Consider the following 21,220-nt stretch of genomic DNA (forward strand, 5'->3'; position numbering starts at 1 on the left):
GCTTTTTCATGTTCGTCCTTCAGTAGTCCGGGTTGCCTTGCAGCTGCGCTTCCGCGGCCTTGGCCAGGTCCGGCGGGAGGAAATCCTGGTCCGGGTCGTAGTCCGGCTTGAGGAAGCTGCCCAGGGCCTCCAGATCGGCCGGGCTGAGGGTGCCGGCGGCCTGCTTGAGGCGCAGGTTGTTGAGGATGTAGTCGTAGCGTGCGTCGTTGTAGGTGCGCACCGAGCTGTACAGCTGACGCTGGGCGTTGAGCACGTCGACGATGTTGCGCGTACCGACCTGGTAGCCGATCTCGGTGGCTTCCACGGCGCTCTGGTTGGAGATGATCGACTGCTTGCGCGCCTGCACGGTCTCCACGTCGGTGTTCACCGCGCGGTGCAGGTTGCGGGTGTTCTGCACCACCTGACGGCGCAGGCTCTCGCGCAGCTGCTCGCTCTGGCTCAGGCGCTGGTAGGCCTCGCGCACCTGGGAGCTGGTCAGGCCGCCGCTGTACAGCGGGATGTTCAGCTGCAGGCCGATCGAGCGCTGCTCGACGTCGCCGCTGAAGCGCGCGGCGCTGGCGCCGCTGTTGCTGAAGCCGAGGCTGTCGTTGTCGCCCTTCTGGTAGCTGGCCACCGCATCCAGGCTAGGCGCATGGCCGGACTTGCGCTGGCGCAGGGTTTCCTCGGCGGCGCTGACCGCGTAGTTGCTGGCCAGCAGGTTGAGGTTCTGCGCGGCGGCGGTGTCGACCCAGGCCTTGGCGTCGTTGGGCGTCGGGGCGAGGATCGGCAAGCTGTGGTCGATGCCCTCGAGGGCGCCGTGTTCGCGATTGGTCAGGGTGATCAGGGCCTGGAAGGCGTCTTCCACCTGGCGCTCGGCGATGATCCGGTTGGCCCGCGCGGTGTCGAAGCCGGCCTGGGCCTCGAGCACGTCGGTCTTGTCCGACAGGCCGACGTCGAAGCGCTCGTTGGCCTGGTCGAGCTGGCGCTTGAAGGCGGCTTCCTCGGCCCGGGTCGAGGCCAGGGCGTCCTGGGCGCGTAGCACCGCGAAGTAGGTCTCGGCGCTCTGCAGGATCAGACTCTGCTCGGTGGCGGACAGTTCCAGGGCCGCCTGTTCGCTGCTTGCCTCGGCGGCCTGCAGCTGGAACCAGCGGTCGGCGCGGAACAGCGGCTGGCTGAGGTTGGCCTGGTACACCGTGCCGCTGCGCGTGCTGGTGCTGGCCGGCGAGTCGACCTCGGTGCGGGTGTTGCTCAGGTTGGCGCCCGCCGACAGGTTCGGCAGCAGACCGGCGCGGGCCTGGGGCACCACTTCGCGGCGGGCCTGGTAGTCGGCGCGCGCCGCCGCCAGGTCGGCGTTGTTGCTGGCGGCTTCCTGATAGACGGTGATCAGGTCGGTCTTGGTGGACAGCGGAGCCTGTTCGGCCCAGGCCAATCCGGCGGAGGCGGCGGCCACGGCAAGCGCCAGGGAGAGTCTGCGCAGCATTCGGGGAATCCTAGATTTGGCGGTAATCGGCAAGGCTAAGCGGGTCCGCCGGGAGGGGTCAAGCCGTGCCGAGGGCGCCGAGAGTGTAGTTTGCGACAAGCTATGTTGCCTGCTTGCAACAATCGGCGGCGCCCGTCCTTGGCGTCATTATCCGACGTATGGGTCAGGCGTTTTTGACTCGCCGGTTGGTTTTATCGCCGGCGGTTGATTAGACTGGGCGGGTTCTTGTCGGGGTGCCCCATATGCGGGGCTGAGATTGGCAGCTGCCGGATCCCGTTGAACCTGATCAGGTTAAGGCCTGCGTAGGGAACAAGATGTCCTCGCCCATCCTTCGGCGAGTCCTCTCGGCGCCGTCTCCGGTGCTCCCCGCACACCTCGCCCATCCCAGGTTCGCTCCGACATTCATCCAGGAGAGCACCAGCCGATGAGCGCACAAGAAAAGAAGAACCTGAGCGAGTCCGCCCAGGTCGACCAGCAGTCGATCCAGCCCTTCCCCCGCTCGCAGAAGATCTATGTGCAGGGATCGCGTCCGGACATCCGCGTACCGATGCGCGAGATCAGCCTGGACGTCACCCCGACCGATTTCGGCGGCGAGATCAACGCGCCGGTGCTGGTCTATGACACGTCCGGTCCCTACACCGACCCGAGCGTAACCATCGATGTGCGCCAGGGCCTGGCCGATGTGCGCAGCGCCTGGATCGAAGACCGCGGCGACACCGAGCTGCTCGATGGCCTGAGCTCCCATTTCGGCCAGGAACGCCTGGCCAACCCCGAACTGACCGCCATGCGCTTCGCCCACGTGCGCAACCCGCGCCGCGCCAAGCCCGGCAAGAACGTCAGCCAGATGCACTACGCGCGCCAGGGCATCATCACCCCGGAGATGGAATACGTCGCCATCCGCGAGAACATGAAGCTGCAGGAGGCCCGCGCCGCCGGCCTGCTGGAGCAGCAGCACGCCGGCCACAGCTTCGGTGCCTCGATTCCCAAGGAGATCACCCCGGAGTTCGTCCGCGAGGAGATCGCCCGCGGCCGCGCCATCATCCCGGCCAACATCAACCACGTGGAACTGGAGCCGATGATCATCGGCCGCAACTTCCTGGTGAAGATCAACGGCAACATCGGCAACTCGGCGCTGGGCTCCTCCATCGAGGAGGAAGTGGCCAAGCTGACCTGGGGCATCCGCTGGGGTTCGGACACCGTGATGGACCTGTCCACCGGCAAGCACATCCACGAGACCCGCGAGTGGATCATCCGCAACTCGCCGGTGCCGATCGGCACGGTGCCGATCTACCAGGCCCTGGAGAAGGTCAATGGCGTGGCCGAGGACCTGACCTGGGAGCTGTTCCGCGACACCCTGATCGAGCAGGCCGAGCAGGGCGTGGACTACTTCACCATCCACGCCGGTGTGCTGCTGCGCTACGTGCCGATGACCGCCAAGCGGGTCACCGGCATCGTCTCGCGCGGCGGCTCGATCATGGCCAAGTGGTGCCTGGCGCACCACAAGGAGAATTTCCTCTACACCCACTTCGAGGAAATCTGCGAGATCATGAAGGCCTACGACGTCAGCTTCTCGCTGGGCGACGGCCTGCGTCCCGGCTCGATCGCCGACGCCAACGACGAGGCACAGTTCGGCGAACTGGAGACCCTCGGCGAGCTGACCAAGATCGCCTGGAAGCACGACGTGCAGGTGATGATCGAAGGCCCCGGCCACGTGCCGATGCAGCTGATCAAGGAGAACATGGACAAGCAGCTGGAATGCTGCGACGAGGCGCCGTTCTACACCCTCGGCCCGCTGACCACCGACATCGCCCCCGGCTACGACCACATCACCTCGGGCATCGGCGCGGCGATGATCGGTTGGTTCGGTTGCGCCATGCTCTGCTACGTTACCCCCAAGGAGCACCTGGGGCTGCCGAACAAGGACGACGTGAAGACCGGCATCATCACCTACAAGATCGCCGCCCATGCCGCCGACCTTGCCAAAGGCCATCCGGGAGCGCAGATTCGCGATAATGCCTTGAGCAAGGCGCGCTTCGAGTTCCGCTGGGAAGACCAGTTCAACCTGGGCCTGGACCCGGACACGGCGCGCAGCTACCACGACGAGACCCTGCCCAAGGACTCGGCCAAGGTGGCGCACTTCTGCTCCATGTGCGGGCCGAAGTTCTGCTCGATGAAGATCACCCAGGAGGTGCGGGTCTATGCTGAAGAGCAACGCATCGCCGCCCTGGAGCTGGATCAGGAGGTCGAGCAGGGCATGCAGGCCAAGGCCGAGGAGTTCAAGGCACAAGGCGCGCAGCTCTATCACAAGGTGTGATGGGGGATGCAGCCACCGACGCAGTGCCGCGCCGGTGGCGAGAAGCTGATCTAGGGCGGGCCTTCGGGCCCGTTCCTGTTAACAGGGGGTGCTTATGCAGCGGGACGATGTAGAAATAATCGAGCGGGAGGCCTGCTTTCGCGGCTTCTACCAGCTCGACCGCGTGCGCCTGCGTCATCGCCAGTTCGCCGGGGGCATGGGGCCCGAGCTCAGTCGCGAGCTGTTCGTGCGTCACGATGCGGTCTGCGTGCTGCCCTACGACCCGCAGCGCGACGTCGTGGTGCTGATCGAGCAGTTCCGCGTCGGCGCCCTGGACAAGAGCGCCAATCCCTGGCTGCTGGAGCTGGTCGCCGGACTGATCGACACCGACGAGGAACCGGAGCAGGTGGCTCGCCGCGAGGCGGAGGAGGAGGCCGGTTTGAAGCTCAGCTCGCTGTGGCCGATCACCCAGTACTACCCCTCGCCCGGCGGTTCGGATGAGCGGGTGCACCTGTTCATCGGCCGTTGCGACAGCGATGGCGCCGGTGGTGTGCATGGCCTGGCCGAGGAGGGCGAGGACATTCGCGTGCATGTCTGGCCGCTGGAGGACGCCCTGGATGCGATGAAGGATGGCCGCATCGACAATGCGGCGAGCATCATCGCCCTGCAATGGCTGGCGCTGAACCGCGCCGAGGTCAGGGGGTTGTGGTCGTGAACCTGTTGCGCGAGCGCTACCGGGTCGACCTGGTCGAGCTGCAGGCGGCCTGCGAGGCCAACTACGCCCGGCTGATGCGCCTGCTGCCGGAGATGCGCAGCGAGCAGAAGACTCGCCGGGTCGCCCTCAGTCAGGGCGACCGCGTGCTGGGCGTGCTGGTGCTGGAGGTGCTGGAGGCCTGCCCCTACACCACCACCCTGCTGGTGCGTCAGGAACACAGCCTGCCCTGGTTGCCGGTGCCGCAGTTGCAAGTGCGGGTGTACCACGATGCGCGCATGGCCGAGGTGGTCAGCGCCGAGAATGCCCGGCGCTTCCGCAGCATCTATCCCTACCCGAACGCGGCCATGCACCAGCCGGACGAAAAGAGCCAGCTCAACCTGTTCCTCGGCGAGTGGCTGAGCCACTGCCTGGCTTGCGGCCACGAGCCGGCGCCGGTGTTCTAGGGGGCGCCCGGGGCGTTGTCGCGTTTACGCCCGATTACGACGGTTTTTCTGTGACCCAAGCCCGCTTCGCGGGTTTACCATCGCCGGCGCTAGCTAGCATAATCCAAGCACCCTGCTCGAGGAGACGGCCTTGCCGAGCGTGCCCACTTCCGCTGTTGAGTCTTCGGTGCTGCTGGTGCAGCTATCCGACAGCCATCTGTTCGCCGAGGCGGGCGGCAAGCTGTTGGGCATGGACACCCAGGACAGCCTGCAACGGGTCATCGAGCTCGTGCTTCAGGAGCAGCCACGGATCGACCTGATGCTGGCCAGCGGCGACCTGTCGCAGGACGGCAGCGAGGCGTCCTACGCCCACTTCCGCCAGCTGACCGCGGCCATCCCGGCGCCGGCCCGCTGGTTTCCCGGCAACCACGACGAGCTGCCGGCGATGCACAGCGCCTGCGCCGGCAGCGACCTGCTGGAGCCGGTGGTCGACCTGGGCAACTGGCGCATCATCCTGCTCGACTCCTCGATTCCCGGCGCGGTGCCCGGCTACCTTGCCGACCAGCAGCTGGAGCTGCTCGAGCGCGCACTGAGCGAAGCCCCGGAGCGCCATCACCTGATCTGCCTGCACCACCACCCGGTGTCCATCGGTTGCGCCTGGATGGAGCCGATCGGCGTGCGCAACCCCGAGGCGCTGTTCGCCGTGCTCGAACGCCACAGCCAGGCGCGAGCGCTGCTCTGGGGGCACATCCACCAGGAGTTCGACCAGCAGCGTGGCGACCTGCGCCTGCTGGCCTCGCCCTCGACCTGCGTGCAATTCACCCCGCGCAGCGAGGATTTCCAGGTCGACAGCTGCGCGCCGGGCTACCGCTGGCTGCGCCTGCATGACGACGGCCGCCTGGAAACCGGCGTGTCGCGGGTCACCGGTATCCAGTTCGAGGTGGACTACAGCGTCAAGGGCTATTGATAGCCACGGGCTGGAGGCGGCGGCGGTAAAACTGCTACCGTTCGGCTTCCCGTACCTTGCCGCAAGCCTCGTCACCCATGTCCGCAGTCAGTCCCAGCATCCTCTATATCCACGGCCTCAACAGCTCGCCCGACTCGCTGAAAGCCAGCCTGCTGCGCCGGGCCATGGCGCGGCTGGGCCTGGCCGCGCAGCTGCGCGTGCCGGCCCTGCATCACCATCCGCGCCAGGCCATCGCCCAGCTCGAGGCGCTGATCGCCGAGCTCGGTCGGCCCGTGCTGGTCGGCAGCTCCCTGGGCGGCTACTATGCGACCCACTTGGCCGAACGGCATGGTTTGCGCGCGCTGTTGATCAATCCGGCGGTGCGTCCGCACCTGCTGTTCGATGGCTACCTGGGACCGCAAAAGAACTACTACAGCGATGAAACCTGGGAGCTGACCGCCGAGCACGTGACGGCTCTGGGTGAGCTGCAAGTGCCGCCGCCGCAGGACCCCGCGCGCTATCAGGTGTGGCTGCAGACCGCCGACGAAACCCTCGACTACCGCCAGGCCGAGGCCTACTACCGGGCCTGCGCGCTGCGCATCCAGGCCGGTGGCGACCATGGTTTCCAGGGCTTCGCCGCACGCCTGCCGATGCTTTTTGCTTTTGCCGGTGTGCCCGCCACCCTGTGGCGCGACGCCGACTTCTCCGACCTTTAATACGATTCGAGACCCCATGGCCCAGCAGAACGCCTATAACGCAGACGCCATCGAAGTCCTTTCCGGCCTCGACCCGGTGCGCAAGCGCCCGGGCATGTACACCGACACCAGCCGGCCCAACCACCTGGCCCAGGAAGTGATCGACAACAGCGTCGACGAAGCCCTGGCCGGCCACGCCAAGTCGATCCAGGTGATCCTCCACGAGGACAACTCCCTGGAAGTGCTCGACGACGGGCGTGGCATGCCGGTGGACATCCACCCCGAGGAAGGGGTGCCGGGGGTCGAGCTGATCCTCACCAAGCTGCACGCCGGCGGCAAGTTCTCCAACAAGAACTACCAGTTTTCCGGCGGTCTGCACGGCGTCGGCATCTCGGTGGTCAACGCCCTGTCGACCCGGGTCGAGGTGCGCGTCAAGCGTGACGGCAGCGAATACCGCATGGCCTTCGCCGACGGCTTCAAGGCCAGCGATCTGGAGGTAATGGGCACGGTCGGCAAGCGCAACACTGGCACCAGCGTGCATTTCTGGCCGGACCCCAAGTACTTCGACTCGTACAAGTTCTCGGTCAGCCGCCTCAAGCACGTGCTCAAGGCCAAGGCCGTGCTCTGTCCGGGCCTGGCGGTCAGTTTCGAGGACAAGGCCAGCGGCGAGCGGGTCGAGTGGCTCTACGAGGACGGCCTGCGCTCCTACCTGGTGGATGCGGTCAGCGAGTACCCGCGCCTGCCCGAGGAACCGTTCTGCGGCAGCCTCAGTGGTAACAAGGAAGCGGTGGACTGGGCCTTGCTGTGGCTGCCGGAGGGCGGCGAGGGCGTGCAGGAGAGCTACGTCAACCTGATTCCCACCGCCCAGGGCGGCACCCACGTCAACGGCCTGCGCCAGGGCCTGCTGGACGCCATGCGCGAGTTCTGCGAGTTCCGCAATCTGCTGCCGCGCGGGGTCAAGCTGGCGCCCGAGGACATCTGGGAGCGCATCGCCTTCGTCCTGTCGATGAAGATGCAGGATGCCCAGTTCTCCGGGCAGACCAAGGAGCGCCTGTCCTCGCGCGAGGCCGCGGCCTTCGTCTCTGGTGTGGTCAAGGACGCCTTCAGCCTGTGGCTCAACGCCCACCCCGAGTTCGGCCAGCAGCTCGCCGAGCTGGCGATCAGCAACGCCAACCGGCGCCTCAAGGCCGGCAAGAAGGTCGAACGCAAGCGCATCACCCAGGGCCCGGCACTGCCCGGCAAGCTCGCCGACTGCGCCGGCCAGGAGCCGATGCGCGCGGAGCTGTTCCTGGTCGAGGGCGATTCGGCCGGAGGCAGCGCCAAGCAGGCGCGCGACAAGGAGTTCCAGGCGATCATGCCGCTGCGCGGCAAGATCCTGAATACCTGGGAGGTCGACGGCGGCGAGGTGCTGGCCAGCCAGGAGGTGCATGACATCGCCGTGGCCATCGGCATCGACCCGGGATCCAGCGACCTCTCCCAGCTGCGCTACGGCAAGATCTGCATTCTCGCCGACGCCGACTCCGACGGTCTGCACATCGCCACCCTGCTGTGCGCGCTGTTCGTCCGGCACTTCCGCCCCCTGGTGGATGCCGGCCACGTTTATGTGGCCATGCCGCCGCTGTATCGCATCGACCTGGGCAAGGAGGTGTTCTACGCCCTGGACGACGCCGAGCGCGACGGCATCCTCGACCGCCTGGTGGCCGAGAAGCGCCGCGGCAAGCCCCAGGTCACCCGCTTCAAGGGCCTCGGCGAGATGAACCCGCCGCAGCTGCGCGAGACCACCATGGACCCGAATACCCGGCGCCTGGTGCAACTGACCCTGGACGACTTCGAAGGCACCCGGGAGATCATGGACATGCTGCTGGCGAAGAAGCGCGCCGGCGACCGCAAGTCCTGGCTGGAGTCCAAGGGCAACCTGGCCGAGGTGCTGCTCTGATGCGTGGCCTGGCTGTCGCGCTGTTGCTGGTCTCGGCGGCGGCATCGGCGGATGCGCCGCCCCTCGAGGAGTTGAGCCTGCTCGGCGAGTACCCGGTCGAGGGCCTGGCCGGTGGCAACCTGTCCGGCCTGGCCCAGTGCGAGGACACGCTGTGGGCGGTGTCGGACCGCGAGGATGACCGGCTGTACCGCCTGCAGACCGGCGCCGAGGTCTGGCAGGCCGAGGCCGAGCCCTTCGCGGCCCCGCCGTCACCGCCCATGCCGCTGCCCTGGGGGCTGCGCATGAGCACCTGGGTCGCCGGCCAGGTGCGGGGCGGTGGCCTGGACTTCGAGGGACTGTCCTGCGATCGGCAGGGCAATCGCTACCTGGTCAGCGAGTCGCAGGCCGCCGTGTTGCGCCTTACGCCCCTGGGCGAGGCGCGCTGGCTGGCCCTGCCGGAAGCCGTGGTGCGCCAGGCGCGGGCCAGCGGCATGTTGCTGAAATTCAACGCGTTGCTGGAGGGCGTCGCCGTCGATCCGGCCGGTGAGCGCCTGTGGCTGGCCGCCGAGCGCAATCGTCGCGGTCTGCTGGTGCTGCACGGCAATGGCCTGTCCTGGCGCTGCAGCGGTGGCTGCGTGCTGATCAGCGAAGGCGGCCGCGAGCCGGCGCCGGCGCAACTGGGCGACGAGGCGCGGCCCCGGGACTTCTCCGGCCTGGCCTTCCATCAGGAGAAACTCTTCACCCTGGAACGCCAGGCCCATCGTATCTGCCGCCGCCAGCTGAGCGACGGCGCGGTCGAACGCTGCTGGTCCTTCGCCGCCGAGGCGCTCACCGACGCTCGCCGCTATCCGTCGAGCCAAGGCCAGGCCGAGGCCTTGTGGGTCGATGCCGAAGGCGCCTGGATCGGCCTGGACAATCAGGGCCAGGCCCGCGCCGATGGCGAGCAGCGGCCGATCGTCTGGCGCGTCGCCGCGCCGAAGCACGGCTGGGGCGGCCGCCGGTGAGCGCGCCAGCGCCGGGACGCCGGGCGGGGCGGGTGATGCTGGTGCTCGCCTGGCTCGCCGCGCTGCTGCTGGCCACGCGCTTCTTCGCCGATTGGGAGGAGTCCCAGCGCAACCCCAATCGTCAGCCCGAGTCGCTGCATGGCAGCGATTACGTGGAAGTACGCCTGGCCAGCAGTCGCCAGGGGCATTACCGCGCCACCGGGCAGATCAACGGCGAGCCGGTGACCTTCCTCCTCGACACCGGCGCCACCCAGGTGGCGGTGCCCGTGGAGGCGGCCCGGCGCCTGGGCCTGCGTGCCGGCGCGGCGATCACCATCAGCACCGCCAATGGCCGCGCCACGGCCCATCGCACGCAACTGGCCAGCCTGCGGCTGGGCGACATCGTGCTGCATGACGTCGAGGCGCTGATCGCCCCCGGCATGGATGGCGAGGAAGTGCTGCTGGGCATGAGCGCCCTCAAACAACTCGAATTCACCCAGCGCGACGGCACCCTGATGCTGCGCCAATCAACCTTGCGATGAGACTTTCATGAGCGAATCCCTCGATCTGAGCCTGGATGGCGTTGAGCGCCGCTCGCTTGCCGACTTCACCGAGCAGGCCTATCTCAACTACTCGATGTACGTGATCATGGATCGCGCCCTGCCGCATATCGGCGATGGCCTCAAGCCCGTGCAGCGGCGCATCGTCTATGCCATGAGCGAGCTGGGCCTGGACGCCGACGCCAAGCACAAGAAGTCGGCGCGCACCGTCGGCGACGTGCTCGGCAAGTTCCACCCCCATGGCGACTCGGCCTGCTACGAGGCCATGGTGCTGATGGCCCAGCCGTTCAGCTATCGCTACACCCTGGTCGACGGCCAGGGCAACTGGGGCGCGCCGGACGATCCCAAGTCCTTCGCCGCCATGCGCTACACCGAGGCGCGCCTGTCGCGCTACTCCGAGGTGCTGCTGACCGAACTGGGCCAGGGCACGGTGGACTGGGTGCCGAACTTCGACGGTACCCTCAACGAGCCGGCGACCCTGCCGGCGCGCCTGCCCAACCTGTTGCTCAACGGCACCACCGGCATCGCCGTGGGCATGGCCACCGACGTGCCGCCGCACAACCTGCGCGAGGTCGCCGCCGCCTGCGTGCGCCTGCTCGATCAGCCGGACGCCACGGTCGAGCAGCTCTGCGAGCACGTGCTGGGCCCGGACTTCCCCACCGAGGCCGAGGTGATCACCCCGCGCAGCGATCTGTTGAAGATCTACGAGACCGGCCGCGGTTCGGTGCGCATGCGCGCGGTGTATCGCATCGAGGACGGCGACATCGTGGTCACCGCGCTGCCGCATCAGGTCTCCGGGGCCAAGGTGCTGGAGCAGATCGCCGGGCAGATGCAGGCCAAGAAGCTGCCGATGGTCGCCGACCTGCGCGACGAGTCGGACCACGAGCACCCCTGCCGCATCGTCATCATCCCGCGCTCCAACCGGGTCGATGCCGACGAGCTGATGACCCACCTGTTCGCCACCACAGACCTGGAGTCCAGCTACCGGGTCAACACCAACGTCATCGGCCTGGACGGCAAGCCCCAGGTGAAGAACCTGCGCCAGCTGCTGCGCGAGTGGCTGGAGTACCGGGTGAACACCGTGCGCCGGCGCCTGCAGTTCCGCCTGGACAAGGTGGAGAAGCGCCTGCACCTGTTGGAGGGCCTGCTGGTGGCCTTCCTCAATCTCGACGAGGTGATCCACATCATCCGTACCGAGGACCAACCCAAGCCGGTGCTGATGGCCCGTTTCGGCCTGACCGAGGTGCAGGCCGACTACATCCTCGACACCCGCCTGCGTCAGCTGGCGCGCCTGGAAGAGATGAAGATCCGCGGCGAGCAGGACGAGCTGGCCAAGGAGCGCGCCAAGCTGCTGGCCCTGCTCGGCAGTGAGGTCAAGCTGAAGAAGCTGGTGCGCGACGAGATCATCAAGGACGCCGAGACCTATGGCGACGCGCGGCGCTCGCCGATCGTCGAGCGCGCCGAGGCCCGCGCCCTGTCGGAAACCGAGTTGCTGCCGACCGAGCCGATCACCGTGGTGATGTCCGAGAAGGGCTGGGTGCGCTGCGCCAAGGGCCACGACATCGATGCCACCGGCCTGTCCTACAAGGCCGGCGACGGCTTCAAGGCGGCCGCGCCGGGGCGCTCCAACCAGTTCGCGGTGTTTATCGACTCCACCGGCCGCAGCTACTCGCTGGCGGCGCACTCGTTGCCGTCGGCGCGCGGTCAGGGCGAGCCGCTGACCGGGCGCCTGGCGCCGCCGCCGGGGGCGAGTTTCGAGTGCGTGCTGCTGCCGGACGACAATGCGCTCTACGTGATCGCCTCCGACGCCGGCTACGGTTTCGTGGTCAAGGGCGAGGACCTGCAGGCCAAGAACAAGGCCGGCAAGGCCCTGCTCAGCCTGCCGGCGGGGGCCAAGGTGATCGCGCCCAAGCCCCTGGCCAATCGCGAGGAGGACTGGCTGGCGGCGGTGACCACCGAGGGCCGCCTGTTGCTGTTCAAGGTCGCCGACCTGCCGCAGCTGGGCAAGGGCAAGGGCAACAAGATCATCGGCATTCCCGGCGAGCGGGTCGCCAGTCGCGAGGAATACCTCAGCGACCTGGCGGTGCTGCCGGCCGGTAGCACCCTGGTGCTGCAGGCGGGCAAGCGCACCCTGTCGCTCAAGGCCGATGACCTGGAGCACTACAAGGGCGAGCGCGGGCGCCGCGGCAACAAGCTGCCGCGCGGTTTCCAGCGGGTCGATGGGCTGCTGGTGGAACAGGCCGGATGAGCCGAAGCGGCGCACGAGGCTGGAGTCGTGCGCCGCTTTGGCGGATGATGGTGGGCCGCGGGATGCATCAGGACGGCTGAATGCATTCGCCAACCCAGGTTTGACTGCCGGCAGTGCCTGCCGGCCGGATGAGAGCAATGACTGTAGTGCGCCTTCCCTTGATCCTGCTGCTGACCGGCCTGCTCGGCCTGGTCGGCTGCACGGCCTACCAACCGGTTCCGCTGTATCAGCTCGACGGCGGCAATGCCCCGCTGCCCACCGACAAGGGTGGGGTGGCGGTGCTGCTGGGGCCGGTGTCGATTGCCGATTACCTGCAGCGCGAGGCCCTGCTGCAACGCCAGCCCGATGGCAGCCTGACCGCGGCCCGTGACGGGCGCTGGGCCGGCAGCCTGGCGGCGGACATCGATCGCCAGCTGCTGCGCCAACTGGCGGCGCGGCTGAACAGCCAGCGCCTGGTGATGGCGCCGGCGACGCCCGGCTTCAGCCCCCAGGTCCAGGTGCTGCTGGCCATCAGCCGCCTCGACTCCGGCCCGCAGCGTCCCGCCGTGCTGGAGGCCCACTGGCGCCTGCTGAGCGGCGAGGGGAAGTTGCTCGACGGCCGGCTGGTGCGCCTGGAAGAGACCCATGAGGGCTCCATCGCCGACCAGGTGCGGGCCCAGAGCCTGGTGATGCGCCAACTGGTCGAGCAGGTGGCGCTGGCGGTGCAGGAGTACGGCGATCTGCCGCCGGAGGTGGCCAAGGAGCCGCGCAAGAAGGCCCCGGTCACGCCGGCGGCGAAGCCGGCCAAGCCGAAGATTCCGGTGGCCGAACCGCTCAGGAACGAGGGCGAGGTGTTTCGCTTCTGACGTCAGGGCCAGTCGGGCCGGTGGCTCGAGCACAAAAAAGCCCCGCGCTTGGCGCGGGGCTTTTTTGTGGCTGCTGTTTACTGGACGCCGCCCTGGGGGTCAGTGGCTCTCGTGCATGCGCGCCAGTTGCCGCTCCAGCAGTGACGGGTAAGGCTCCAGCAGCCGCTCCACACAACTGGCGCCGTCCGGGCTGGCGATGGCGCGTATGCGGCTGCGCTGGCGAACCAGCGGGTCTTCGGCGATGCGCCGCTCCAGCAGCAGCAGATTGCGGCTGTGCTGGGACAGGGCCAGGGCGTCCTGGGCGGTTTCGCTGAGCAGCAGGTCGCCCTGGCTGAGGTCGACCAATTCGCTGCCCTGGGTCAGGCCCAGTTGCAGTTGCAGGGTGATGCCGCTGTCGGCGACCTCGATCTGCAGGGCATGGCCGAGTGCGCGCATCAGCTCGCCACAGCAGATGGCGTGGGTCAGGTAGTCGTCGCCGCTGTCCCGGCTGTGGAACAGCATCAGGCTGCTGCCATCGCTGAGGGTGTGCAGTTCGCCCTGGTAGAGCTCGGCCGCCTGGTTCAGGCAGTCGCGGTAACGCTGCAGCAGATCGAGCAGGCGCGCCCGTGGCAGGCGCCGCAGTTGCTCCTGGGCGCCCAGCTGGATGGCCAGCACGGCGCTGGGCTGCGGCGCCGCAGGCGGTGCCGGCGGCTGTTGCGCGGGGACATCGCGCAGATCGGCGAAGGGGTCGAGGTGCTCGTCATCGTCGGCGTCGAGCTCGTCGACGCGCTCGTTGCGCAGGTTGGGTACGGCGAAGCCGGGCTCGTCGTCGAGCCTGTCGTCCAGGTACTGCTCGTCGTCCTCGAACCCCTGGTCTTCATCGTCGAGCCCCTCCACCTCCGGCTTCTCCGGCACCAGGCGGGCCTGCAGCTGGCGCGCCAGGTCGCCGATCTCGTCCTGGCGACCGGCGCCGGGCGCCGGGTCGTCCGGGTCGCGCAGCCAGACCCGCAGTTGCAGCAGCGGCGTGGAGATATGCCGGCCCAGGCGCAGGCTCAGGCTGAGGGTCAGCGCCAGCAGGATCAGGCTGAGGATGCCCATGCTCTGCAGGCTGATGGTCATCGGCTGCTGGAACTGGCGCATGTCGAGGCTGATGCGCAGCTGGCCGGCGATGACCTCCTGGAAGGTGATGGGGGTCGAGTACAGGCCCTCGGTTTCGCCGAGCATGTTCTTGCTGGGGCGGGCGCCGGCTTCGGCGAGGATGCGATTGTCCACGCTGTAGATCGCGGCGTGGGCCACCAGTGGGTTCTTCACCAGGTTGTTCAGCAGCACGTTGAGGCTGAGGATGTCGTTGGACACCAGCAGCTCGGTGGCCGAGGCGGCGGTCTGGGTGATCAGGCTGGTGCCCAGGGCCTCGGCCTGCTGCTGCATGGCCTGCTTGAACTGCATGCCGATGACCCAGGCATAGATCACCAGCGCCAGGGCCACCAGCAGCAGGCTGTGGCTGGCGATGCGCAGGGCCAGCGGCACCCGGCGTTGGCGCAGGGCCTGAAACAGCAGGAGGAAGAAGTTGTCGGGCTTTACGGGGGCGGGCCGGTTCACAGAGCTCGGCTCTCGTCGACTGGAGTTGCCGCGCAGTATAGCGACCGCCCTGCAGCGGGCAAAGCGTCGCGCATGCCCGTACGGCTGCGAAAATGGTTAGAATGTGCGGCTTTTCTCCGGCCTGCTCAGCGTTTGGCTGGTGGTCCATTTTTCAACCGAGCCCTGGGGGTGCGCCGTGCGCGAAATCGTCCTGATCAATATCACTGGCGAGGACCGCCCCGGTCTCACCGCCGCCATCACCGGCGTGCTGGCCCAGGGCGGGGTGAATATCCTCGACATCGGCCAGGCGGTGATCCATGACACCCTGTCGTTCGGCATCCTGGTCGAGATCCCGGATACCGAACAGGCCTCCTCGGTACTCAAGGATGTGCTGTTCACCGCCTACAAGCTGGACCAGCAGGTGCGCTTCACCCCGGTCTCGGAGGCGGACTACCAACAGTGGGTGGGCGGTCAGGGCAAGGCCCGGCACATCGTCACCCTGCTGACCCGCAAGGTCACCGCCGAGCAGCTGCAGCGGGTCAGCGCGATCACCGCCCGCTACGGCCTGAATATCGACCATATCGACCGCCTGTCCGGGCGCATGCCGCTGGACACCCCGGCCGAGCAGAGCAAGGGCTGCATCGAGTTCTCCGTGCGCGGCGAGCCGGCCGATCCGGCTGCGCTGCGTGCCGAGTTCCTCAGTGTCGCTCAGGAGCTGAATGTCGACATCGCCTTCCAGCGCGACTCGCTGTTTCGCCGCAACCGCCGCCTGGCGGTGTTCGACATGGACTCCACGCTGATCGAGGCGGAAGTGATCGACGAGCTGGCCAAGGCCGCCGGGGTCGGCGAGCAGGTGGCGGCGATCACCGAGCGGGCCATGCGCGGCGAGCTGGACTTCGCCGCCAGCTTCAGGGAGCGCATGGCGCTGCTCAAGGGCCTGCCGGAAACCGTGCTGGCCGATATCGGCGCCTCGCTGCGGCTGACCGAGGGGGCGGAGACGCTGTTCGCCGAGCTGCGCCGGCTGGGCTACAAGACCGCCATCCTCTCGGGCGGCTTCAGCTATTTCGCCAAGCAGCTGCAAGCCAAGCTGGGCATCGACTATGTGTTCGCCAACGAACTGCAGATCGTCGATGGCCGGGTCACCGGCGTGGCGGTCGAGCCGATCGTCGATGCCCAGCGCAAGGCCGACCTGTTGCGCCAGCTGGCGGACCAGGAAGGCCTGCGCCTGGAGCAGACCATCGCCGTGGGCGATGGCGCCAACGACCTGCCGATGCTGGCGATAGCCGGGCTGGGCGTGGCGTTTCGCGCCAAGCCTCTGGTCAAGCAGTCGGCCAAGCAGGCCATCTCCACCCTGGGGCTGGACGGCATCCTCTATCTGCTGGGGTTCCGCGACCGCGACGGACTGGCCTGAAATCGACATGAAAAAGCCGCCCACGGGCGGCTTTTTCATTTCGGCGGGCGGTGTCACTCGTCGTCGGAGGAGAAGTCGTAGTTCATCGACTGGCTCGGCGCCTGCAGGTAGTAGCCCTGGATGTAGTTGACCCCGGCCTGCCACAGCGTGGCCAGGACGCTGGCGCTCTCGACGAAGGGCACTATGGTCAGCTTGGCCTGGGCATGCAGGCTGGCCAGCAGGGTCTTCAGGGCTTCCTGGCTGTCCGCCGTGTTGAGGTCCTGGGAGTAGGAGCCGTCGATCTTGATGAAGTCCAGCTGCAGGTGCTTGAGCGTGTTGAACGGGTTCAGGGCGCAGCCGAACTGGCTCAGGGCCACCTTGCAATGCAGCTCGCGCAGGCCATGGGTCAGGGCCTTGGCCTGTTTCAGGTAGGCGATGGCGTCCGGCTCGTTGAGCTGGAAGACCAGCGAGTCCGAAGGCAGGCGCGCGGCCTTCAGGGCGACGCTGAGCCAGGGCAGCAGGGTCTGGTCCTGCAGGCTGGCGCTCGACAGGTGAACGAACAGGCGGGTGTTGTGACCCTTGCTGCGGTGGTCGGCGAGCAGCTTGATCGAATTGAGGATCACCCAGCGGTCGATCTTCTCGCCGAGGCCGGCCTCCTTGGCGGCGTTGAGGAAGTCCGGTGGCGGCACCTCCTGTCCTTGGGGGTTGAGCATGCGCAGGAGCACTTCGTAGTGCTCGTGACTGTCGCCGCGCAGGCTGATGATCGGCTGGAACAGCAGGCGGAAGCTGTTGTTCTCAAGCGCCTGCTGGACCATCGCCACGATGCTGCCGCGGTTGGCGGCGGCGGCCAGCTCGGCGGACGGGTCGAACAGTTTCAGGGCGTTGCCTTCGCTCAGTTCGTCGGCGCAGCGTTGCGCGCGGTTGACCACGTCCTGGGCTTTGGTGGTCTTCTCGCTGAGGCCGGCGACGCCGATCGACAGGGTCGTCTGGGCGGTGCGGCCACTGATGTCGAACAGATGGCTTTCGACTTTCTTCAGCACGGCCGTCAGGCCTTCCCGCGACTGTTCCGGGGTCAGGCCGGGTTGCAGCACGGTGAATACGTCGTCGCCGAAGCGGGCCAGTTGCGCCTCGCCGGCGAAGTGCGCGCGCAGCAGGTTGGCCAGGTCGGTCAGCAGCAGGTCGATGCCGGCCAGGCCGACTTCGGCGAGCAGGCTGGCGTACTGGTCGACGCGGATGTAGGCCAGGCTGGCCGGCTGGCCGATGTTCACCGCGCGCTCGGCGGCAGCGTCCATCAGTTCCAGGAAGTAATTGCGGTTGTACAGGCCGGTGACCAGATCCTGGCTGCTGATTTCCCGCAGCTTTTCCTCCAGTTCGGCGTTGCCGACCTCGCCGCGAATCACCACCTGGATGCACGGCTCGCCGTCATAGCTGGCCGCCGAGAAGCTCATCCGTACCTTGAAGCTGTCGCCGCTGGCCTTGACCCCGGTGCAGCCCAGTTCGGCGTTGCCTTCGGCGCCCTGGTAGCCCTTAAGAAAGTCCTTGAAACCTGCCTGGTCGGCGGCGGCGATCAGGTCGATCATCGGCATGCCCTCCAGCTCCTCGGCGTCCTCGTAGCCGAACAGCTCGAGATAGGAACGGTTGGCATAGATGTGCATGCCGTCGTGGACGTAGGCGATGGCGTCGACCGAGCTCTCGAGCAGCAGTTGGCAGCGCTTCTCCGCTTCGCGCAGGGCCACTTCGGCGGCCCGTCGCGCACGGCGTTCCTCTAGGTTGGCCAGCTCGCGCTGGGCCACCAGGATCAGGCGCTCGTCCTCGCCTTGCGGCAGGGCGTCCTGGGCGCCCAGGGTCAGGGCCTCGGTGATGCTGTCGGAGTCGTTGCCGTCGAGCAGCTGGATGACCGGAATGTCCTTGGCCTGGCGGCGGATGGCGTTGATCGCCTCGCCGGGGGCGAGGTGCTCGCTGCTGGGCGCGGCGATCAGCAGGTCCCAGCTCTGCTGTAGGGCGTCGGCCAGGTCCTCGCTCGAACTCAGGCGGTGCACCCGGGTCGCGCGGCCGGCGTTGCGGAACAGGCTGACGAGGCGCTCGGCCTCATTCTGCGAGTCTTCCAGGATCAGCAGTCGAATAGTCTTTTTTTCGATGGCCATGGTGGGGTCAGGTCTGCGCCGAACGGGCGCGAAAAGGCGACAAAAGGTAGAGAACCGGCAATCTACAGCGACTTCCAGAGCGAGTCAAAGTCTTCCTCCCCGCCTGCGCCGCGGCTTCCCGAGGGTGTGACGGGCTTCCCTGCGGGGGTGTCCGGCTGGTCGAGGCTGCGGTACTCGAACTGACTGAAACTGCCGGTGCTGGTCTGCCGGCGACTGAGCACGGCACGGCGTTCCGTGCCATTGAGGTTGATCATGACCTTGTTGCCTTCCTGAAAAGGCAGCCTGGGCGTGACCAGTGTCGCTGGACGGGAGATGGCACTGATTGCCGGCAGCAGCAAGGCCCGCAGGTACTGGCTGCTCTGGTCGGCCTTGCGCACCAGTTGCAGGCCGCAGGCCTGGGCGTGGGGGGCGATCAGCTCGATGCCCATCTGGGTGCCGCCGCCGCGGACCTGGCGTATCCAGCGCACCACCGCGACGCTCCAGCCCTGTTCGGGGTTGTCCTGCACGCCGAGCAGTTCGCCGGCCTGCAGCTGGCTGGGCACCTCCTTCGGCCAGGACAGGCAGTAGCCGCCTGGGCTGTGGTTGATGATGGGCAGCGCGTAGCTCGGGTAGCTCTCCTTGCTCTCGGCGGCCTGCGGCTGGCCGCCCTGGGCCGTTGGCGATGGGGGCTTGCTGTACTCGATCTCCTCGAACGGCAGGCCCTGCTCCCAGTTGGTCGTTTGCTGGGCGTCGAACGCCTTGGCCCAGACATCGGGAGCACCGCTGCGTGGCTTGAACTCGACCGAATTGCTGACGGGTAGTTGCAGCGTCTTGCTGAAGGCGCGCTGGCTGGACAGGAAGAAATGCAGTGCACTCATGCCGATGCACAGGGTCAGCGAGCCCTGCCCGGGGGTGCGCTGAAAGGTGCGCTCGGCGATGTCCCCCCAGGCCGCGCTGAGATGTTGCAGCATGTCCTGGCTGAGCCCCTCGGGAACCAGCAGGCGCGCGCTGGCGCGGTCTTCGGCTGGCAGCAGCAGGTATTCCTTGATCGCATCGACCAGCGGGCCTGGATCGATGCCGAGGGCATGGTGCAGTTCGCTGGGCTGGAACAGCGAGCTGTAGCGTGGCGGACCGTCCTGTTGCGGCGACACGGCGAACAGGCTGGAGGGGGCGTCGCCCGCCTGCAGGCGCACCAGGGCGCTCCAGGGTTCGAGGACCTCTGCCAGGCGCGCGATGCTGTTCTGGCGCATCTGGTTGCAGCGAGCAGAGCCGAGCATCAGGGCCACCAGGTAGTTCTGCTCGATGCTCAATCCCTGGGTGTGGGTGCCCAGGGGGTCGCGGATCGCCACTTGATGCAGGTTACGTTGCCGGGCGATCTGGTAGAGCTGGTGCAGTTCAAGCCAGAGACCTTCCGGCACCGGGCAATACAGCTGGCTGGTGCGGATCAACGGGGCGCACAGGCTGTGGATCGCGCGCTGCAGGGCGAGGGTCAGGGCTTGGATCTGCTCGCGGCTGGTCTGGGTGGCGAGGCGGACGATGATCAGCTTGTAGCCGACCGCCAGGTGGTTCTGCAGCGCTTGGCACAGGTTGGCGACTTTGCGCGGGCGCTCGTCGAGCACGATGGCCTGGCTGAGGAAGTGCCGCTCCAGGTGCTTGCAGACGAAGTACACCTCGGGACGCAGCAGCTCGAGCAGTTGCAGGCGCATGTCGGAGGGGGTCTGCAGCTGGTTGAGCTCGACCAGGGCCTGATAGAGCTGACGGGCCGTTTCGCCGATGTTGGCCTTGGGCAGGCCGGCAATCCAGTGTTTGAGGTCGCGCGGGTGCGCTTGGCAGAACGACAGGCTCTGCTTGTCCGGTGTGGGGACGCGGAGCAGCAGGTGAGGACTCTGTCTATCCATCTAAATCGGAGACTCCAACGCCAGCGGCCGAGGCGGGTCGATCTAATAATAATGTTGCAGACTCTAGCAGCATCCGCGCGGGGGTGCAGCCATCGCTAGAACCCTTCGTTCACGCTGTGACCGAATGCAGGCCCGCACGCGGGGGAGTGTGAGGGGGCGGCAGTTGGACCGCTGGGCGCCGCCGGCGTTCGGCGCGAGGGGTGAATCACCAAGATTGCTTGCGTTTTGCCGCCAGGGCCAGGGCTGCGCCTGGCCCTGGCGGCAAATGGGTGAGTCTCAGGCCTGGCGGCTGCTGCCGAGTCTTTGGCCCATCCGCACCTGGCTGTCGGCGCCGAGCTGTTCGGCCCACTGCACCTGGTCCGGGCCGAACAGGACGATGGCGGTGGAGCCCAGCTTGAAACGGCCCAGTTCCGCGCCCTTGTCCAGGCTGATAGGTGCGCGCGCCGCCTCGTCATAGCGCACGCTCTTGAGGCTGCGCTTGGGCGGGGTCACCAAGCCGGCCCAGACCGTCTCGATCGAGGCGACGATCATCGCCCCGACCAGCACCACGGCCATCGGCCCGCGCTCGGTGTCGAACAGGCAGACCACCCGCTCGTTGCGGGCAAACAGCTCGGGGACATTCTGCGCCGTGGTCTGGTTGACCGAGAACAGCCGCCCCGGCACGTAGACCATTTCCCGCAACGTGCCGGCCAGGGGCATGTGCACCCGGTGGTAGTCCTTCGGCGACAGGTAGATGGTGGCGAATGCGCCGCCCATGAACGGCGCGGCGCGCTCGGCATCGCCGCCGAGCAGCTCGACCGCGCTGAAGCTGTGGCCCTTGGCCTGGAAGATCCGCCCGTGCTCGATCGGCCCCAACTGGCTGACCGCACCGTCGGCCGGGCAGAGCACCGCGTCCGGGCTGTCGTCCAGCGGGCGGGCGCCATCCTTCAGCGCCCGGGTGAAAAAGGCGTTGAAGTGTTCGAAGGCGCTCGGCTGCTCGCACTGGGCTTCGCTCATGTCGACCTGGTAGCGCTTGATGAACCAGTCGATCAGGCGGTTCTTGAACCAGGGCGCGCGGCACTCTGCGGCATGGCCGATCAGGCGTGACAGCAGGTGGTGGGGCAGCAGGTACTGGCTGAGGATAAATAGACGCTGTTTCATCGGGTTTCCTTAAGGGCCGGCCGAGGCGCGG

At 67.5% G+C, this 21,220-nt stretch carries 16 protein-coding genes and 1 riboswitch; of the genes, 11 read left to right on the forward strand and 5 right to left on the reverse strand.

The window, feature by feature from the left end:
* Positions 1-19: 19 nt before the first annotated feature.
* On the reverse strand, positions 20-1,459 hold the full coding sequence (locus tag LPB260_RS22700) for a TolC family outer membrane protein (RefSeq protein ID WP_208708119.1): 1,440 nt from the start codon (positions 1,457-1,459) through the stop codon (positions 20-22).
* 219 nt (positions 1,460-1,678) lie between these two features.
* Positions 1,679-1,785: riboswitch (TPP riboswitch) on the forward strand.
* 98 nt (positions 1,786-1,883) lie between these two features.
* Between LPB260_RS22700 and thiC the strand changes: the two genes are divergently transcribed.
* From thiC to LPB260_RS22750, 10 genes are all read left to right on the forward strand, one after another.
* Positions 1,884-3,773: a phosphomethylpyrimidine synthase ThiC gene (thiC, locus tag LPB260_RS22705; protein WP_208708120.1), complete on the forward strand. Its 1,890-nt coding sequence runs from the start codon at positions 1,884-1,886 to the stop codon at positions 3,771-3,773.
* Between the two features lie 94 nt (positions 3,774-3,867).
* Positions 3,868-4,467, forward strand: coding sequence for an ADP-ribose diphosphatase (nudF, locus tag LPB260_RS22710; protein ID WP_208708121.1), 600 nt, complete (start codon positions 3,868-3,870; stop codon positions 4,465-4,467).
* The gene (locus tag LPB260_RS22715; RefSeq protein WP_208708122.1) at positions 4,458-4,910 is read left to right on the forward strand and encodes a DUF1249 domain-containing protein; all 453 of its coding nucleotides are present in this window, start codon (positions 4,458-4,460) and stop codon (positions 4,908-4,910) included. Before nudF ends, LPB260_RS22715 begins: the two co-directional genes overlap by 10 nt.
* 130 nt (positions 4,911-5,040) lie before the next feature.
* Complete coding sequence (cpdA, locus tag LPB260_RS22720) at positions 5,041-5,856, forward strand: 3',5'-cyclic-AMP phosphodiesterase (protein ID WP_208708123.1); 816 nt, start codon at positions 5,041-5,043, stop codon at positions 5,854-5,856.
* A gap of 77 nt (positions 5,857-5,933) precedes the next feature.
* Positions 5,934-6,551, forward strand: a complete 618-nt coding sequence (locus LPB260_RS22725) for a YqiA/YcfP family alpha/beta fold hydrolase (RefSeq protein ID WP_208708124.1) — start codon at positions 5,934-5,936, stop codon at positions 6,549-6,551.
* Positions 6,552-6,567: 16 nt separating this feature from the next.
* Positions 6,568-8,466 (forward strand): DNA topoisomerase IV subunit B, encoded by a 1,899-nt coding sequence (gene parE / locus LPB260_RS22730; RefSeq protein ID WP_208708125.1) that lies wholly within the window; start codon positions 6,568-6,570, stop codon positions 8,464-8,466.
* A complete protein-coding gene (locus tag LPB260_RS22735; RefSeq protein WP_208708126.1) occupies positions 8,466-9,449 on the forward strand; it encodes an esterase-like activity of phytase family protein in 984 nt (327 codons plus the stop codon). Before parE ends, LPB260_RS22735 begins: the two co-directional genes overlap by 1 nt.
* A 35-nt stretch (positions 9,450-9,484) precedes the next feature.
* Positions 9,485-9,970, forward strand: a complete 486-nt coding sequence (locus LPB260_RS22740) for a TIGR02281 family clan AA aspartic protease (RefSeq protein WP_371926165.1) — start codon at positions 9,485-9,487, stop codon at positions 9,968-9,970.
* A gap of 7 nt (positions 9,971-9,977) precedes the next feature.
* Positions 9,978-12,236 (forward strand): DNA topoisomerase IV subunit A, encoded by a 2,259-nt coding sequence (gene parC, locus LPB260_RS22745; RefSeq protein WP_208708128.1) that lies wholly within the window; start codon positions 9,978-9,980, stop codon positions 12,234-12,236.
* A gap of 137 nt (positions 12,237-12,373) precedes the next feature.
* The gene (locus LPB260_RS22750; protein ID WP_208708129.1) at positions 12,374-13,081 is read left to right on the forward strand and encodes a membrane integrity-associated transporter subunit PqiC; all 708 of its coding nucleotides are present in this window, start codon (positions 12,374-12,376) and stop codon (positions 13,079-13,081) included.
* A gap of 99 nt (positions 13,082-13,180) precedes the next feature.
* Here the strand turns inward: LPB260_RS22750 and LPB260_RS22755 are convergent, their stop codons facing one another.
* On the reverse strand, positions 13,181-14,659 hold the full coding sequence (locus LPB260_RS22755; RefSeq protein WP_208708130.1) for an AhpA/YtjB family protein: 1,479 nt from the start codon (positions 14,657-14,659) through the stop codon (positions 13,181-13,183).
* 175 nt (positions 14,660-14,834) lie between these two features.
* Between LPB260_RS22755 and serB the strand changes: the two genes are divergently transcribed.
* Positions 14,835-16,049, forward strand: a complete 1,215-nt coding sequence (gene serB / locus LPB260_RS22760) for a phosphoserine phosphatase SerB (protein WP_208708131.1) — start codon at positions 14,835-14,837, stop codon at positions 16,047-16,049.
* A gap of 53 nt (positions 16,050-16,102) precedes the next feature.
* Here the strand turns inward: serB and LPB260_RS22765 are convergent, their stop codons facing one another.
* From LPB260_RS22765 to asd, 3 genes are all read right to left on the reverse strand, one after another.
* Entirely contained in the window at positions 16,103-18,172 is a 2,070-nt protein-coding gene (locus tag LPB260_RS22765; RefSeq protein WP_208708132.1) for an EAL domain-containing protein, read from the reverse strand.
* A gap of 62 nt (positions 18,173-18,234) precedes the next feature.
* The gene (locus tag LPB260_RS22770) at positions 18,235-20,049 is read right to left on the reverse strand and encodes a molecular chaperone (protein WP_208708133.1); all 1,815 of its coding nucleotides are present in this window, start codon (positions 20,047-20,049) and stop codon (positions 18,235-18,237) included.
* Positions 20,050-20,325: 276 nt separating this feature from the next.
* On the reverse strand, positions 20,326-21,189 hold the full coding sequence (asd, locus tag LPB260_RS22775; protein ID WP_208708134.1) for an archaetidylserine decarboxylase: 864 nt from the start codon (positions 21,187-21,189) through the stop codon (positions 20,326-20,328).
* Between the last annotated feature and the right edge of the window lie 31 nt (positions 21,190-21,220).

This window comes from Pseudomonas sp. LPB0260 (genome assembly GCF_013388395.1).